Annotated in this window: 18 protein-coding genes; 9 read left to right on the top strand and 9 right to left on the bottom strand. The window is 46.3% G+C overall.

What is annotated here, in order from left to right:
* Positions 1-3: 3 nt before the first annotated feature.
* The 3 genes from Pas1_RS09115 to can are packed head-to-tail and all read right to left on the bottom strand — an operon-like array spanning position 4 to position 2,373.
* Positions 4-756, bottom strand: a complete 753-nt coding sequence (locus Pas1_RS09115; protein ID WP_112205644.1) for a metallophosphoesterase family protein — start codon at positions 754-756, stop codon at positions 4-6.
* Positions 757-813: 57 nt separating this feature from the next.
* On the bottom strand, positions 814-1,686 hold the full coding sequence (locus Pas1_RS09110; protein WP_225971613.1) for an LpxL/LpxP family acyltransferase: 873 nt from the start codon (positions 1,684-1,686) through the stop codon (positions 814-816).
* Positions 1,687-1,701: 15 nt separating this feature from the next.
* Positions 1,702-2,373, bottom strand: coding sequence for a carbonate dehydratase (gene can, locus Pas1_RS09105; RefSeq protein ID WP_112205640.1), 672 nt, complete (start codon positions 2,371-2,373; stop codon positions 1,702-1,704).
* A 22-nt stretch (positions 2,374-2,395) separates the two neighbouring features.
* On the opposite strand from can, the gene Pas1_RS09100 reads away from it, so the two are divergent.
* A complete protein-coding gene (locus Pas1_RS09100; protein WP_215272773.1) occupies positions 2,396-2,695 on the top strand; it encodes a DUF167 domain-containing protein in 300 nt (99 codons plus the stop codon).
* Positions 2,696-2,707: 12 nt separating this feature from the next.
* Here Pas1_RS09100 and Pas1_RS09095 read toward each other — a convergent pair whose 3' ends face one another.
* A complete protein-coding gene (locus tag Pas1_RS09095; RefSeq protein ID WP_215272472.1) occupies positions 2,708-3,604 on the bottom strand; it encodes an aspartyl/asparaginyl beta-hydroxylase domain-containing protein in 897 nt (298 codons plus the stop codon).
* Positions 3,605-3,732: 128 nt separating this feature from the next.
* Between Pas1_RS09095 and Pas1_RS09090 the strand changes: the two genes are divergently transcribed.
* Both Pas1_RS09090 and Pas1_RS09085 read left to right on the top strand, forming a co-directional pair.
* Positions 3,733-4,098, top strand: a complete 366-nt coding sequence (locus Pas1_RS09090) for a hypothetical protein (RefSeq protein ID WP_112209376.1) — start codon at positions 3,733-3,735, stop codon at positions 4,096-4,098.
* A gap of 96 nt (positions 4,099-4,194) precedes the next feature.
* The gene (locus tag Pas1_RS09085) at positions 4,195-4,479 is read left to right on the top strand and encodes an HU family DNA-binding protein (protein WP_192874755.1); all 285 of its coding nucleotides are present in this window, start codon (positions 4,195-4,197) and stop codon (positions 4,477-4,479) included.
* Positions 4,480-4,522: 43 nt separating this feature from the next.
* On the opposite strand, the gene rodA is transcribed toward Pas1_RS09085, so the two are convergent.
* The 5 genes from rodA to Pas1_RS09060 are packed head-to-tail and all read right to left on the bottom strand — an operon-like array spanning position 4,523 to position 10,099.
* A complete protein-coding gene (gene rodA / locus Pas1_RS09080; RefSeq protein WP_112295071.1) occupies positions 4,523-5,674 on the bottom strand; it encodes a rod shape-determining protein RodA in 1,152 nt (383 codons plus the stop codon).
* On the bottom strand, positions 5,656-7,563 hold the full coding sequence (mrdA, locus tag Pas1_RS09075; protein ID WP_112295070.1) for a penicillin-binding protein 2: 1,908 nt from the start codon (positions 7,561-7,563) through the stop codon (positions 5,656-5,658). The genes rodA and mrdA overlap by 19 nt, the downstream gene beginning before the upstream one ends.
* 8 nt (positions 7,564-7,571) lie before the next feature.
* Positions 7,572-8,096 (bottom strand): rod shape-determining protein MreD, encoded by a 525-nt coding sequence (gene mreD / locus Pas1_RS09070; protein WP_112205629.1) that lies wholly within the window; start codon positions 8,094-8,096, stop codon positions 7,572-7,574.
* Entirely contained in the window at positions 8,093-9,031 is a 939-nt protein-coding gene (gene mreC / locus Pas1_RS09065) for a rod shape-determining protein MreC (protein WP_112295069.1), read from the bottom strand. The genes mreD and mreC overlap by 4 nt, the downstream gene beginning before the upstream one ends.
* A gap of 24 nt (positions 9,032-9,055) precedes the next feature.
* Entirely contained in the window at positions 9,056-10,099 is a 1,044-nt protein-coding gene (locus Pas1_RS09060) for a rod shape-determining protein (RefSeq protein WP_112295068.1), read from the bottom strand.
* A 61-nt stretch (positions 10,100-10,160) separates the two neighbouring features.
* Here Pas1_RS09060 and gatC point away from each other — a divergent pair, with 61 nt between their 5' ends.
* From gatC to Pas1_RS09030, 6 genes are read left to right on the top strand one after another with little or no spacing between them, the layout of a single operon-like run.
* On the top strand, positions 10,161-10,454 hold the full coding sequence (gene gatC, locus Pas1_RS09055; protein WP_112205623.1) for an Asp-tRNA(Asn)/Glu-tRNA(Gln) amidotransferase subunit GatC: 294 nt from the start codon (positions 10,161-10,163) through the stop codon (positions 10,452-10,454).
* Positions 10,451-11,968 (top strand): Asp-tRNA(Asn)/Glu-tRNA(Gln) amidotransferase subunit GatA, encoded by a 1,518-nt coding sequence (gene gatA / locus Pas1_RS09050; RefSeq protein ID WP_112208627.1) that lies wholly within the window; start codon positions 10,451-10,453, stop codon positions 11,966-11,968. Before gatC ends, gatA begins: the two co-directional genes overlap by 4 nt.
* On the top strand, positions 11,968-13,437 hold the full coding sequence (gene gatB, locus Pas1_RS09045) for an Asp-tRNA(Asn)/Glu-tRNA(Gln) amidotransferase subunit GatB (protein WP_112209375.1): 1,470 nt from the start codon (positions 11,968-11,970) through the stop codon (positions 13,435-13,437). Before gatA ends, gatB begins: the two co-directional genes overlap by 1 nt.
* Positions 13,438-13,460: 23 nt before the next feature.
* Positions 13,461-14,135 (top strand): DUF484 family protein, encoded by a 675-nt coding sequence (locus tag Pas1_RS09040; RefSeq protein ID WP_112205619.1) that lies wholly within the window; start codon positions 13,461-13,463, stop codon positions 14,133-14,135.
* Complete coding sequence (locus Pas1_RS09035; protein WP_112295067.1) at positions 14,116-15,108, top strand: tyrosine recombinase XerC; 993 nt, start codon at positions 14,116-14,118, stop codon at positions 15,106-15,108. The genes Pas1_RS09040 and Pas1_RS09035 overlap by 20 nt, the downstream gene beginning before the upstream one ends.
* A 59-nt stretch (positions 15,109-15,167) precedes the next feature.
* Entirely contained in the window at positions 15,168-16,226 is a 1,059-nt protein-coding gene (locus tag Pas1_RS09030) for a CobW family GTP-binding protein (protein WP_112205615.1), read from the top strand.
* Positions 16,227-16,391 lie beyond the last annotated feature (165 nt).

Below are 16,391 nucleotides of genomic sequence, written 5' to 3'. Positions count from 1 at the left end.
TACTTATTTGCCTGTCAGCAGGCGATTAGCTAGCTCTTCAGGCAAGCCTGCGCGTCGTACTTTTTCTGCCGCTGTGAAGTGATCATAGGGCGTACGATGAAAAGTGAGCGACTGTGATTCAGGCTCAAAGACAGCAAAGCAGGCTGCTGGATTCCCATCACGAGGTTGACCCAGAGAGCCAACCACACTAACCCACTTACGATGATTCATGACTGGCACATCATCACCAGGGTGTGGTGCAAAACGAATGAGCTTGCCTACAGCACTTTGATAGAAGAGAGCTTGTTCATGAGCGTGTCCAACAAAGGTGTAGGGCTTACCAGAGCTTTGCGCGCATTGCCAAGCACTCATACTGTCAGTAATGTAATTCCAGGCTTCTGGATTATGTGCAGAAGCATGGGTATAGCAAATTTGCTCTTCATGAATAATCAATGGCAAGTCTTTTAAAAACTGGACTTGAGCAGAATTGAGTTGGGTTTTAGTCCACTCAATCGCAGCATTCGCATGAGCATTCATTTGCAGTGTGTAGTCTTTGAAGGTGGCTTCATCATGATTGCCACGGACAACAATGGCTTGTTTGGTGTCTACCAAATCAGCAATTCGGTCAAGCAAGGCGCAGGGATCAGCGTTATATCCAACTAGATCACCTAGAAAAGCCATGCGCGTAACGCCAAGCTCTTTAGCTCGGGCCATACAGGCCTCATAGGCCTCTAAATTACTGTGGAGATCGGCAAAAAGCCCAATACGTTCACTCATCCTTCAATGATAGGATAAAAGTAGCGCCAACTGAAGACTGGCCTACAGTCTTGGACCTTAATAAGGGCTGGCTTCTTGATTGGGGCGATTCTTGAAGCGCTTATGGACCCAGTAATATTCGGCGGGCCTCAGACGGATCTCTTTTTCAAAAAATTGATTTAAGCGGGCTGTATCAGCCTCTGGATCGTCGCTGGGAAAATTTTCTAAGGGTTTGCTGATTGAACAGATATAGCCAGAATCATCTTCTTTCAGGGTGGTGATCATGGTGCAGACATCAGCACCTGTAATTTTGGCGAGTCGTGATACTGCCGTGATCGTATTGGTTTGAATATTGAAGAAGGGCACAAAAGTAGAGTCTTTGATGCCCAAATCAATATCAGGTGCGATGATGATAAAGCTACCTTTTCGAATCTCTCGAATCAACCCCATTGAGTTACCTTGTCGATCAATCGAATTTCCACCAAAGCGGTTCCGCCAATCAATAATTTTTTGGTTGAAGAAGGGGCTCTTCATTTTCTGAAAGAAGCCTGAGGTACGGGGCCAATCATGGGTTTTGGAAAGGGCGCTTAATACAATGCTGCCCTCTATTCCAGTGAAGTGCATATTGACAAGAATTCGCGGCTTGCGGCTCGCCAGATCGACTTCGGACTGCACTTCAATCATGTCGCTTACTTGCTTGGCGCTACCCAACCAAATAATGCTTTTTTCTACTAGGCTGCGACCGAGTAAACGCCAATGTTTTTTACTTAAATGATTTATTTCGCTGGGACTCAATTCAGGAAAACACAGATGTAAATTGGTCTTCACTACTCGATTACGATCACTTGGAATCAGAGCGGCAATGCTGCCAAGCATGTAGCCAAGATTCACTAGCAATCTATAGGGCAGTATTGAAAGAAGCTTTAAAAAACCAACTGCAAGTTGATTCAAAAGAGATTTCAGCAACTAGCTAGACTCATTCTCATAGCGCAACAGGGTCTTTTCGTAACGCACCTTCATTTCCTCTGTTGAACTAATCGACATGCCTAAATCATTTACTAAGCCAGTCTCCAGACGGTAAGTCCATCCATGTACCGTTAGATCTTGGCCTCTTGACCATGCATCTCTGACGATCGTTGTTTCGCAAACGTTGACCACTTGCTCAATCACATTAAGCTCACATAAACGATCTTGGCGCTTTGGAGTTGGGAGTACTTCTCCTAGGTAGCGCTCGTGTTTTTGGTGTACGTCCTTCACGTGACGTAACCAATTGTCAGCTAGGCCGACGCGGCGATCGCTTAATGCGGCATGGACACCAGCGCAACCATAGTGGCCAACAACGAGGATATGTTTCACTTTAAGTAAGTCAATAGCAAACTGAATCACCGATAAGCAATTTAAGTCAGTATGGACAACGACATTGGCCACATTACGATGAACAAAAAGTTCGCCTGGCAATAAATCAACAATTTCATTGGCGGGGACGCGGCTGTCTGCGCAGCCAATCCACAGATATTGAGGGGCTTGCTGAGATACCAAGCGTTTAAAGAACTCGGGATCTTCTTTTACCATCGCTTCAGCCCAGGCACGATTATTGGCAAAAAGACCGTTTAAGGATTCAGAGTTTTTGATTGGCATAATTTAAGTTTAAAGTACTTTGATGACGCCGACTTGGATTAAACAAACCCCCACTGGGATTGTGCTTAGTATTTATTGCCAACCTGGAGCCAAGCTAACGAAGGTAGTGGGGCTTTTTGATGATTCCCTGAAGATTTCTTTACAAGCGCCAGCAGTTGAAAATCAAGCCAATGAGCTGCTGTTAGCTTGGCTATCAAAGCAATTAAAAATTCCTCAAAAACAGATTCAGTTTATTTCGGGTCAAAATAGTCGTAAAAAGCGCCTTGAAATTTGGGGATCAATCAGTCCAGATCAGATTATTCAGGCTTTAATGCCCAAGTAATTTTTGAGTTGCTTACCAGAAGATGGACCACAAAATACCTAGAATTAAGACCCATTTTCCAATGTAGTAAACCGATCGATGTTTCGCTTTAAGTTGCTTTGCCAAACTTCGTAGGTGATAAAAATATTTAAATAGGACATTTACAAAGCCGACTTTTTCGCCTTCAACATTTTGAGAAGACGCTGCACTCATGATGTATTTGCCAAACAAGCGATTGAATATCCTCATGAGTGGGGTATACAGTGGCCGCTCAACGTCACAGAACAAAACAATGCGTTGATGATCTGTTTGATTGGCGGCAAAGTGAATAAAAGTTTCATCAAACATCACCGCTTCCCCATCTTTCCAATAATAGGACTGACCATCCACATCAATAAAGCACTTAGGGTCATTGGGCGTTACGAGGCCAAGGTGGTAGCGTAAGGAGCCCGCATAGGGGTCGCGGTGGCGAACGAGGGTGGCGCCAGGGGGCAGCGAAGCGAACATCGCCGCCTTAATCGATGGGATCGATTTCAGTAGGGCTAAGGTTTTTGGGCAGGCTACCATGGCCGAGGGCATTTCTTTGCCGTACCAGCAAAGATGAAAGCGTTTCCAGCCGGTCCGGAAAAAAGAATTAAAGCCCAGGTCGTTATAGCCAGTTGCAGCAGCAATTGCCCCATCGGCATTTAAAGAGAGTGCTTCCTGCCGAATAGTTTCCCAATGATCTCTAAGGGGCGCCAGATCTGGAAACTGATTTACTGAAATATAGGCTGTTGGCTTAATCTTTGAAAAAAGATAGAGCATGCAATTAATGGGGGCCAGCAGAACCTGATAATCCATGAGAGATCGCACCAAGCCAAAGCGGACTTTTCCTCTAAAGTAAACATAGAGCGCGGAGACCACAAAAATGAAAAAGATGATGTGACGTATTTGCATGAGATTGGGCTGATTTATGTGGATTTATTCATTTTAATTTGCCTAATCCAAACTATTCATCTATTTCTTCATTGAGTATGCTCAAATTAGGGCTTATTGGGACTGGCAAAGGAAATGGCAAAATGAAACGATTCATTAAATGGCTCTTAAGCCTTGTTTTAATAGGGTTGGTAGGCCTTTCTGCCTACACTTGGGCAATGCTCAATTGGGCTTATGCCACTGGCGAGAGAGCTGGATATGTCCAGAAATTCTCCAAAAAAGGCTTTATTTGTAAAACATGGGAGGGAGAGCTCGCCATGGTGTCGATGCCTGGAACGATTGCTGAAAAATTCTTCTTTACGGTGCGTGATGAAGCAGTTGCCCAAAAATTGAATGCTAATCTAGGCAATAAAGTGGTCGTGAAATATGAACAACACATCGGTTTACCAACCAGCTGTTTTGGTGAGACGGAATATTTTGTTTCAGGAGTAGACGTTCTTCAAGAGTAAAAACTATTTTAGTTTTACTTTATTTTTGTAATTTTTTATGGTTAAAATCATGAGAGCGCAATCTGCGCCGACATCAATATTAATAAGGAGCTTCACTTGAACAAAGCAGAACTAATCGCAGCGATTGCTGACGATGCTGAGATCTCAAAAGCCAAAGCTGAATTTGCATTAAATTCTGCTATTGAGCACATCATTAAAGCTGTTGCTAAGGCTGACTCAGTTCAGTTGATCGGTTTCGGTACATTCTCTTCTGGCAAACGTGCTGCACGTATGGGCCGCAATCCAAAAACTGGTGAGCCACTCAAAATTGCTGCTGCGAAAACTGTAAAGTTCTCTGCTGGTAAAGCATTTAAAGATTCAGTAAATAAGCGTAAGAAGTAATTTGCACTTATGTGAAAAAAGCCCGGTTCTCCGGGCTTTTTTATTAGCTCTGCACCAGGCGACGATGTCGATGAATACTCATCAAAATGCCAGCACCAAATCCAAGCGTCACTAATGCCGTACCGCCATAGCTGATAAAGGGAAGTGGTACGCCAACGACAGGCAATAAACCGCTGACCATGCCAATATTGACAAAGGCATAGGTGAAGAAAATCATCGTTACCGAGGCGCCCAGCAGTCTAGTAAATAGATTAGGTGCCCCCGCCGAGATTGCTAGCCCTCTTTTAATGAGAGCAAAGAAAAGGGCCAGTAGGATCAAATTACCAAGCAAGCCAAATTCTTCAGAGAAGACTGCAAATACAAAGTCGGTATGTTTCTCGGGAATAAATTCTAGATGCGCTTGCGTCCCCTGAAACCAGCCCTTACCAAGCAGCCCGCCTGAGCCAATCGCAATCATGGATTGAATGGTGTGAAATCCTTTGCCCAAAGGATCACTGCTTGGGTCAAGCAGAGTGCAAATGCGATGTTTTTGATAGTCATGTACAAAGGGCCAGGCAATATCGGGAGTGCAAATCGTATTGCCGAAAATAACGATCAAGACAATTCCAAAAAAGCCCACGCCTACAAACGGTAGAATCCATTTCCAAGGCAGCCCTGCCAAAATAATGACGTACATTCCTGCGGCGGTAACTAATAGTGCAGTACCAAGATCAGGCTGACGAGCAATTAAAAAAACAGGGATCGCCAGAATCACAGCTGCAATCCCATAATCCCAACTTTTTTGAATGCCTTCTCTTTTTTGAAAATACCAAGCCAACATTAGTGGCATAGCAATTTTCATAATCTCAGAGGGCTGAATCACTACACCGATATTGAGCCAGCGCCTCGCACCCTTTTTAATTAAGCCAAATGCAGCCACTGCTACTAAGAGCGCAACACCAAAGCCGTAAATCCATACAGCTGCCAGCTCTAGCCATTTTGGTGGAATGCGTGAAACGATCCACATCACCACAAAAGAGAGCGCCAAATTACGCAACTCATCTTCGATGCTAACGGGAGTAGCCTGGCTAGCCGATAAGAAAGTACAAAAGCCAACGATCGCCAGGCAGAGCAAGATCAAGCTCAGCCGCTGATCAAGCCCAGAGGTAAAACGCGCTAAGAGGATGCGGATCTTTTTTAGGGGGCTCTTTTCCATTCGGGAACCTCTTTAGGCCATTTGCCATCAATGTAGTAATCGAGTGCTTTGCGTGCGATGGGAGCAGCGTACTGCGCACCAAAGCCCGCATTCTCTACCACCATCGCAATCACAATCGTAGGCTTGTCAGCGGGAGCAAAAGCGATGAACAAAGCATGATCTCTTAAGAATTCAGCGGTAGCACCATGTTTGTACTCTTTTGAATTCAGACTAAACACTTGTGCCGTTCCCGTCTTCCCGCCTGCAACATAACCGGCCCCCTGAAATGCTGCCGCAGAGGTACCAGAGCGATTTACTTCAATCATGGCATTTTTGATGACGGCAATATTTTCTGGATTGAGATCGATCCGATAACTTTCCTTGGGTGTTGTGAGCTCACGATGACGTGTAAAGGGATCTTCAATCGCTTTGACTAAATGGGGTTTCATGACTACGCCATTATTGGCAACGTTAGCGATTGCATGTGCCAATTGCAAAATCGTGAATGCGTTATAGCCTTGTCCAATACCCAAAGAAATCGTTTCGCCTTCATACCATTTCTGTTGCTCTGGTTTTTTGAAGGTGTTTTTTTTCCAATCCGTAGAAGGTAATACGCCTCTAGCTTCGCCTTCTAGATCGATGCCGGTGATTTGCCCAAAGCCCAGTGGCTTCATAAACTTCGCAATCATATCTACGCCCATATCGCGTGCGAGCATGTAGTAGTAGGTATCGCAAGATTCAACGATCGACTTTTGCATATCCACCGTACCATGACCACCATTTTTATCGTCGCGGAAGGTATGGTTACCAAAATCAAAATAACCTGGATCAAAAATGGTTTGTGAGGGCGTACGTTTTTTATTCTCTAGTGCTGCTAAAGCCATGAAGGGTTTATAGGTTGACCCAGGCGGATAAATTCCCTTTAAGGGGCGGTTATAGAGGGGCTTAGATGGAGAGTCATTAAGCTCTTTCCAGGTGACTGCATCAATTCCTTCAACAAAGTCATTGGGATTGAAATTGGGCTTTGAGACAAAAGCCAAGACGTCACCCGTTTGTGGTTCGATCGCCACAAATGCACCCCGGAAATTGCCATAGAGCTGCTCAACCAAGTATTGCAACTTGATATCGACCGATAGAACAATATTTTTTCCTGGAATAGAGGGCGAACTAGATAAGGTACGAACTGGCCTACCGCCCGCAGTAATTTCAACTTGATCGTAACCCGGAACCCCGCGCAAAACGCCTTCATACTTTTGTTCTAAGCCAATCTTTCCAACATATTGAATGCCTGGTAAGAAGGAAGTTTGTAGTGCATCGGGATCATCTGCTTTGGCATCGCCGATCTCAGCTTGCATCCGTTCTTTATCTTTTTGCGAGACACGCCCAATATAACCAATTAAATGAGAGGCTAATTCGTTATACGGATACTCACGAAAACTACGTGCACGAATATCCACACCTGGAAAACGATAACGATTAGCCATAAAGCGGGCCGTCTCATTCTCATTGAGCATAGATCGCAAGGGAAAGGTACCCATATTGCGAGAGTCTTCAAGTGAGCGCTTGAAGTTGCGACGATCGCGTGGAGAAATCTGGATCACTTCAGATAATTGATTAATTAACTCATCAACATTACCTTTCACTTCCTCTGCATTGACTTCAAGTGTGAGTGCTGAGTAGTTTCGGCCAATCACAATTCCTGAGCGATCAATGACAAGGCCACGATTGGCTGGTGCCGGTACTAAAGCAATTCGGTTATTTTCAGCAAGTAGTGAGTATCTGCCATGTTGAATCAGTTGCAACCAAACTAATCGAGTAGCTAATAGCAAAAAACAAACTGTCACAAACAAAGTCGCAATATGAATGCGCTTTTGAAATGAATCGAGATTGGGTTTTTTGAAAGAAACCATGCAGCTTCTTATAGTGGCCGAGTGTGATCTACATCTATCGGTCTGCGCTGAGGTGCAAGCAGAATACGGGTTGCGAGTGGCCACAGCAAGGCTTCAATAAATGCTTGGATAGCCCCAGTCAGGGCCCACCAAATAATCTCACCGCTCAAGATCCAATGCATAAGTAAAGGAAACAAGGCCACTAGCAAAAAAATCGGCAAGAGATGGAGTGCTTGAGATGCCACGCTTAGGGCCACAATCCGCTTTTGCCAGGCGATCGCAATATAGGCGACTAACGCATAGCTAAAGGCATGTAAGCCTAGTAAATCAGAGTTATGAACATCCATGAGTAGGCCAAAGATAAATGCCCAAGTCACACCGATATAACGGTGTTGATGAATATTCCAGAAAATAATACAAACGATCAGCCAGTCAGGCACCCAACCATAGTTGCCAATGGGAAGCAGGTTGAGCAACAGGGCGCAAAACAAGCTGAAGTAGATAAAAACCGGATTAACCGGTCGCAGAATGTAGCCACTTTCAAGGTCGATCATTGCATACCTCTAGAGCGGGTTTGCCGGCGTCCCGGTGCAGAATTCGGCGTTGCTGTGCTGCTTCCAAACTTGCTATTTAGAGCAGGGGCTTTTGCATCCCACTGGGGATCATATAGAAAGGCCAGCGCTTGACGATAGCGATTAACAGCAGCAATTGGTACGCAAAAGACATTCGATGAGTTCTTGTCTACATTGCGCTCAATGCGACTGATAACTGCAACAGCATAGCCGGGAGGATATACCCCATCGATACCAGAAGTAATCAAGATGTCACCCACTTCTAAATCGCTCGCAACGGGCAAGTAACGAAGCTCTAGAGAGTTTCCACGGCCAGCGCCAAACACAGCAGCCCGTAAGCCATTACGAGCTACTTGCACTGGTACAGCAAAGTCACGATCTTCCAAGAGTGAAACTTCGGCGGAGTGGTCATACAAGCGCACTACCTGACCCAGAATGCCAGCATCATTGGCAATTGGGTTGCCAAGCTTAAGCCCATCATCATTCCCGCGATTAATGACGACGCGTTGAGAAATAGGATTGGGTGGATTAAAAAGAATTTCAACAGGAAGTGTTTTGAACCCCACTTGTTTTTGTAAATCCATTAACTGACGAAGATTTTGATTCTCAATCAACAAAAACTCAGATTGATTAGCGAGCAAGGCTAGCTCTGCCTGACGTGCTTTGAAGATTTGATTCTCTTGTTCAAGCGTGCTGCGAGTCGTGAAATACTCTGTACTGGCTTGATACACATTACGCGGCGTCAGCATGAGGTATTCCAGTGGACGCAAAACCCAATTGACGTTGTTGCGAATTGGATCCAGTGTTTTGAATCGGTAATCAATCAGCATCAGAGCAATACTGATTGAAAGACAGACAATCAATTTGACTAAGGCCGGAATGCCCTGTCGAAAAAGAGGTGGAGCGCTATATTGCAATGCACTGGTCGATGTGAAAAGCGTTTACTCTTGCGAGAACACTCCGCCTAGCTTGTCCATGCGCTCTAAAGCAATACCAGAGCCACGCGCTACGCAGGTCAAAGGATCTTCTGCAATATGAATTGGCAGACCCGTTTCTTCAAGCAGTAAGCGATCAAGGTCACGCAAAAGTGCGCCACCACCGGTCAACATCATGCCGCGCTCAGCAATGTCTGATGCCAATTCGGGAGGAGTTAGTTCAAGCGCTGCTTTGACTGCAGTCACAATTTGATTGAGCGGATCGGTTAACGCTTCCAGAATTTCATTGCTGGTGACAGTGAAACTACGAGGAATACCTTCAGAAAGGTTACGACCTTTTACTTCCATCTCGCGCACTTCAGTACCAGGGAATGCAGAGCCAACGGTTTTTTTGATCAACTCAGCAGTTTGCTCGCCGATCAACATGCCATAGTTACGACGTATATAGTTGGTAATCGCTTCATCAAACTTGTCGCCACCAACGCGCACTGATCCTTTGTAGACCATGCCGCCTAAAGACATAACGCCAACTTCAGTTGTGCCACCACCGATATCTACCACCATGGAGCCTGCAGCTTCGGAAACGGGTAAGCCTGCACCAATGGCAGCAGCCATGGGTTCTTCAATTAAGAAAACTTGTGACGCACCAGCCCCAAGAGCAGATTCGCGAATAGCGCGACGCTCAACCTGAGTTGATCCACAAGGAACGCAAATAATGATGCGAGGGCTTGGCTTAAGAAGCTTACTCTCATGAACCATTTTGATAAATTGCTTGAGCATCTGCTCGGTGATCGTGAAATCGGCAATCACACCGTCTTTCATAGGGCGAATCGCCTCGATATTGCCGGGAACGCGTCCCAGCATGGCTTTAGCTTCTTTTCCTACGGCCAAAATGGTCTTTTTGCCATTTGGACCGCCTTCTTGGCGGATTGCCACAACTGAGGGCTCATCGAGCACAATACCCCGCTCACGCATATAAATTAAGGTGTTGGCGGTACCTAGGTCGATGGCTAGGTCATTGGCAAAGTAGTTACGAAAAAAACCAAACATGATGTAGTGGGAAAATAAGAAGTGTTAATAAATATATATAGGAATGATACTCTAGCGCCTCATGAAACTTGACGATGTTCAGCGCATTGCGCACTTATCTAGATTGGAATTAAATCCCGCAGAAGCTCAGGCAATTTTACCCCAGTTACAGGCGGTTTTTTCTCTGGTGGAAGAGATGCAGGCGGTAGATACCACGGGGCTTGAGCCTTTGGCCCACCCCATTCTCTTTTTGCGTCAACTAGCCCAGCCACTGAGGGCGGATCAGGTCACCGAATCTGACCATCGGGCTGAAAATATGCTTTCTGCCCCGGCGGAGCAAGATGGTTATTTCTTGGTGCCTAAGGTAATTGAATGAGTTGGCATAAAACCCCGATCACCCTACTGGCAAAGGCTCTGGAGGCTAAACAGGTCTCCAGCGTTGAGTTAACCCAGTACTTTTTAGACCGCATTGCAGCGGGTGAAGTATTCAACGCTTATCTGGACGTTAATCCCGATCTCAGTCTGGTGCAGGCTGCCCAGGCCGATGCCTTAAGGGCCACAGGTAAGGCAGGCAAATTAACTGGCATCCCGATTGCACATAAAGACGTTTTTGTAACGCGGGGCTGGAAATCCACTGCAGCATCAAAAATGTTAGAGAACTATCAAAGTCCTTTCGACGCAACGGTGGTGGCCAATTTGGGTATGCCAGACGAGGCTAATAGCCATGGGGCTGGAATGGTTTGCCTAGGCAAAACCAATATGGACGAGTTTGCGATGGGCTCTTCCAATGAAAACTCTGCTTATGGTCCAGTGTTAAACCCCTGGAATACAGATTATGTTGCGGGTGGCTCATCGGGCGGCTCAGCAGCTGCAGTAGCGGCAGGCTTGGCGCCAATTGCCACTGGAACTGATACTGGTGGATCCATTCGCCAACCTGCTGCGTTCTGTGGGCTGACCGGGATTAAGCCAAGTTACGGCCGTGTATCTCGCTACGGCATGATCGCCTATGCATCATCTTTAGATCAAGCTGGACCCATGGGTAAAAGCGCTGAAGATTGCGCTTTGTTGTTATCTGCCATGTCTTCCCACGATCCACGTGACTCAACTTCTTTAGCAGATTCTGGTGAAGATTATTCACGCTATCTCAATCAGCCATGGCACGAAGGAAATTCAAATTCTGCAAAACCTCTGGAAGGTTTGCGCATTGGTATGCCAAAAGAATTTTTTGCAGAAGGCTTATCTGAAGAAGTTGCTAAATCTGTTCACGCAGCTGCAAAATTATTAGAAGGCTTGGGCGCGCAGATTGTGGAGGTAAGCCTGCCAAAGACCAAGCTTTCTATTCCGGTCTATTACGTTCTGGCGCCCGCTGAAGCTTCAAGCAATTTAAGTCGCTTTGATGGTGTGCGTTATGGTTACCGTGCTAATGAGTATCGCGATTTGAATGACATGTATAAAAAATCCCGTACCGAAGGTTTTGGTGCCGAGGTTAAACGCCGCATCTTGATTGGTACTTACGTTCTGTCTCATGGCTATTACGATGCGTATTATTTACAAGCCCAAAAGATTCGCCGCATTATTGCCGCTGACTTTCAGACTGCGTTCCAAAATTGTGATGTCATTCTTGGCCCCGTTGCACCTGATGTAGCTTGGCGTCTGGGCGATAAGTCAAAAGATCCACTGCAGATGTACCTGGAAGATATTTATACCTTGTCAGCCAACTTAGCGGGCTTACCTGCGATGAGTGCGCCCTGCGGATTTAATTCAAAAAACTTACCAATCGGTATGCAATTAATCGGCAATTATTTTTCTGAAGGCAAGTTATTACAAGTTGCACATCAGTATCAGCAAGCCAGTGACTGGCATTTGCGTCAAGCAGGCGAGGTGGCATGATGCAATGGGAGGTAGTCATCGGGCTAGAAACCCACACGCAGCTGCAAACCCAATCCAAAATTTTTAGTGGTGCAAGCACGCGCTTTGGTGCGGGGCCCAATACGCAAGCTTGTCCGGTTGATCTGGCTTTGCCTGGTGTGTTGCCCGTTCTGAATCGCGCCGCAGTGGAGCATGCTATTCGATTTGGTTTGTCGATCGGAGCCAAGATTGCGCCCACCAGTATCTTTGCCCGTAAAAATTATTTCTATCCTGATCTGCCTAAGGGTTACCAAATTAGTCAGTATGAAATTCCGGTAGTCTTGGGCGGCAGTTTAGAAATCTTAGTAGGCGATGAAATCACGGTGATTGAATTAACCCGCGCACATCTTGAGGAAGATGCTGGCAAGTCAGTTCATGAAGAAGGCTTCATTGGTCCTCATGGCGAAGCTTCTAGCGGCATCGACCTCAATCGTGCAGGCACCCCTTTATTGGAAATTGTCACTGAGCCCGTGATGCGGAGTGCTGCAGAGGCTGTAGCGTATGCCAAAACCCTACATAGTTTGGTAGTGTGGTTAGGTGTATGTGATGGCAATATGCAAGAGGGTTCATTCCGTTGCGATGCCAACGTTTCTGTTCGCCCAATGGGTCAAAAAGAATTTGGTACACGTTGCGAAATTAAAAATCTCAACTCTTTCCGGTTTTTAGAGGAAGCTATTCAGTATGAGATTCGTCGCCAAATTGAGTTGATTGAAGATGGCGGCACTGTGGTCCAAGAGACGCGTCTTTATGATCCCGATCGTGGTGAGACTCGTAGCATGCGTAGTAAAGAAGATGCTAATGATTACCGCTACTTCCCCGATCCTGATTTATTGCCAGTAGTAATTGATGATGCGTGGATTACTGCTGTCCGTGAAACGATGCCAGCATTACCCGCTCAACTACGTCAGCAATGGCAAAGCGAGTATGGTTTGAGCGCCTATGATGTCCAACTCCTGACACAAGATCGCGATACTGCTAAATTATTTGATGCCTTATTAGCAATAACCGGCAAGCCACTTGCTAAGGCTGCGGCCAATTTGATTGCTGGTGAATTTGCCTCTTCACTAAATCGGTCTGGCATCTCTGCTGCTGCTTCGCCTCTGCAGGCCGCCCAACTTGCCCCCTTATTACAACGGGTTGCTGACGGCAGTATTTCAAACAAGATTGCGAAAGATATTTTTGCGATTCTGTGGGAAGAGGCGCTATCTGGAAAATCCATTAGCACGGTTGATCAAATTATTGATGCTAAGGGCCTAAAACAAATCAGTGATAGTGGCGCCTTGGAGACAATCATCGATGCGGTCTTAGCAGCCAATCAAAAATCGGTTGAAGAGTTCCGTTCGGGTAAAGAAAAAGCATTCAATGCCTTGGTTGGCCAAATCATGAAAGCTTCACAGGGTAAAGCCAATCCCGGGCAAGTAAATGAACTGCTACGTAAGAAGTTAAGCTAAAGATTAAATAGAGAGATTGATTCATGAGCGTAATTGATGCGAAACAAGCTGAGCAAGAAGAGCTGGTGGCAGAGTGGTTGCGAGCAACCCCGGGTTTCTTTGAACGTTATGCCAATCTATTGAACGAGATTCGTCTCAAACATCCTCACGAAGATCGCGCAATCTCTTTACAAGAGCGGCAGATGACTTTGCTACGTACACAAAATCAAGAGCTCAATCGTCGCTTAAGCGAGATGCTACATTTCGGTAGTCGTAATGACAAAACCCAGCAAGCGCTAGTTGCTTGGCTGTTACAGCTGATGCGCGCCAATACGAAGGAAGAGGTCGAGAGCGCGATAACGATTGGTCTAGCCGAAGTTTTTGAAGTCGATAGTGCTCAGCTACTCTCGCCCCATTCTGCGTTCGGTCCTTGGATCGACACCCCCTTGTGTGGATCAGCAAAAGAGCTGGCAGCCGCTAGCGTAGATTTATTAGCAACCCAAACTGCGATTGATCCAGAGTGGCAAAGTATGGTGGCGATTGGTTTACCAATTGGCAAAAGTACATCTACACCTCAATCACCTGCTGTACTTTTGTTGGCCAGCAAAGATGAGACTCGCTTTACCGCCGATATGGGCGCCTTCTACTTAAAGCAGATTGCAGAACTCACGGCAGCCGCGTTAGATCGTGTCAAAGCATATGAAGATAACGGCAGTTGAATCTGCGCCGCTTCATCCGCTTGTGCAAGAGTATTTGCATGAGTTACATGTATTACGTCAACTTTCACCGCATACATTAAAAGCGTACAGCCAAGATCTATCCATCTTGCAAAATTTTGCAATTGAAGATTCTCTCGAATTGCTCAAAGTCAGCAATGCCCACATTCGCCTTTGGGCAGGACGCTTACATGCCAAAGGTAAATCCTCTAGAACCATAGCCCGGGCGCTGTCCGCATGGCGAGGTTGGTACGATTGGGTAACCGAAAAAGATGCACGTTCAGCAAAACATAGTCTGACCGCTAACCCTGTCGATGATGTTAAAGCGCCCAAGCGTTTGAAGTCCCTGCCCAAGGCGTTGTCAGTTGAGCAGGCCTTGGCTTTGGTTAATCAGGCGGTACTAGAGGCTAAAGAGAAAAACGATCTAGAGAGTATGCGAGACGCTGCCCTGGTTGATTTGCTGTACTCATCAGGCTTACGGCTTTCAGAGTTATTGGGGATTGATGTATTTCAGAGCAAGGATCGCCAACACGAGTCAGCAGGCTGGTTGGACTGGGATGCTGCTGAAGTAACGGTATTAGGCAAGGGCGGTAAGCGACGCTCAGTACCAGTTGGCGTACCTGCCATGAGCTCCTTGAAGGCTTGGAGAGATCTGCGTGATACATCCCCTCATGCCACTGAATCTATTGCCTTGTTTATCTCAGCGAATGGGACTCGCCTATCGCCAAGAACGGTCCAGGCACGCCTTAAAACATTAGCGATGAGAGCGGGGCTCCCAACCCATGTGCATCCCCACATGATGCGGCACAGCTTCGCCAGCCACGTTTTGCAATCGTCTCAGGATTTGAGGGCTGTTCAAGAGATGCTGGGTCACGCCAGCATTGCCAGTACCCAGATTTATACCTCTTTGGATTTTCAACATTTGGCTCAAGCCTATGACAAAGCGCACCCACGAGCAAAAGTGGGCAAGGGCTAAGCAACTCGGTAAGATATGAGTTTCCCCGATGGGAAATCAGAATTTTGAATGGACCTACGATGGCATTAATTCCTGTAACAATCCTGACTGGCTTTTTAGGCAGCGGCAAAACAACGCTTCTCAAACATATTTTGACTGAGCAGCACGGTAAAAAAATTGCTGTGATTGAAAATGAATTCGGCGAAGAAAATATCGACAACGATATTTTGGTTCAAGATCATCAAGAAAATATTGTGCAGATGAGTAATGGCTGCATCTGTTGCACGATCCGCGGTGACTTGGTTGATGCGCTCAATGCCCTCTGGCAAGAACGTAAAGATAAAAAAATTAGCTTCGATCGGGTTGTGATTGAAACCACGGGAGTCGCTAATCCAGGGCCTGTAGCCCAGACCTTCTTTATGGATGACGATGTTGCTGATCACTATGTTCTCGATGCAGTGGTGACCCTGGTGGATGCCAAGCATGGTCAACAGCAACTTTCGGAGCACGAGGAAGCTCAGCGTCAGGTGGGCTTTGCCGATCAAATCTTCATCACTAAAACAGACCTTGTTAGCCCGGCTGAAGTGGAGGCCTTGAAAAATCGCTTAATGCACATGAATCCTCGCGCACCGATTCAGGGGATTGCCAAAGGGGTGGTGCCCCTCAATGCTGTTTTGGATCTCAAAGGCTTCAATCTCAATGCCAAATTAGACATTGACCCTCATTTTCTGGAGCAAGATGATCACGATCACAGCACTTGTGGGCATGACCACAGTCATGATCATGAGCACCATCATCATGACCACGACCATGCGCATGACCATCATGGCCACGCTGGGCACACAGATCGGATCCAGTCTTTCGTATTTCGTAGTGATAAACCCTTTGATCATCAAAAGCTGGAAGACTTCCTAGGCGGCATTTTGGAGGTATTTGGCGAGAAGATGCTGCGCTATAAAGGGGTCCTTTATGTCAAAGGTAGCCCCCGTAAGGTGGTATTTCAGGGGGTGCATCAGATGATGGGTAGCGATTTAGCTGGTCCATGGGGCACTGAGCCCAAGCAAACCCGCATGGTCTTCATTGGCATCGATCTGCCAAAGGACACATTGATGGCTGGCCTAGAAGGCTGCTTGGTCTGAGCCAGATTCCGATACAATCCACCGCCATAGTAAATATTGATAAAAGGTCGTAAAACTTTGGCAGAATGAGGCAATAATGCTTCAAATCCAGGAAAGAATGAAATGACGGTAAAAACAGCAACAAAACCTGCGGCGGCGAAAACAGCCAGCAAAGCAGTCAAAGGC

This window comes from Polynucleobacter paneuropaeus (assembly GCF_003261235.1).
GTDB classification, from domain to species: domain Bacteria; phylum Pseudomonadota; class Gammaproteobacteria; order Burkholderiales; family Burkholderiaceae; genus Polynucleobacter; species Polynucleobacter paneuropaeus.
Note: the sequence above shows the minus strand (reverse complement) of the source record. Positions and strands in the feature narration are given on the sequence as shown.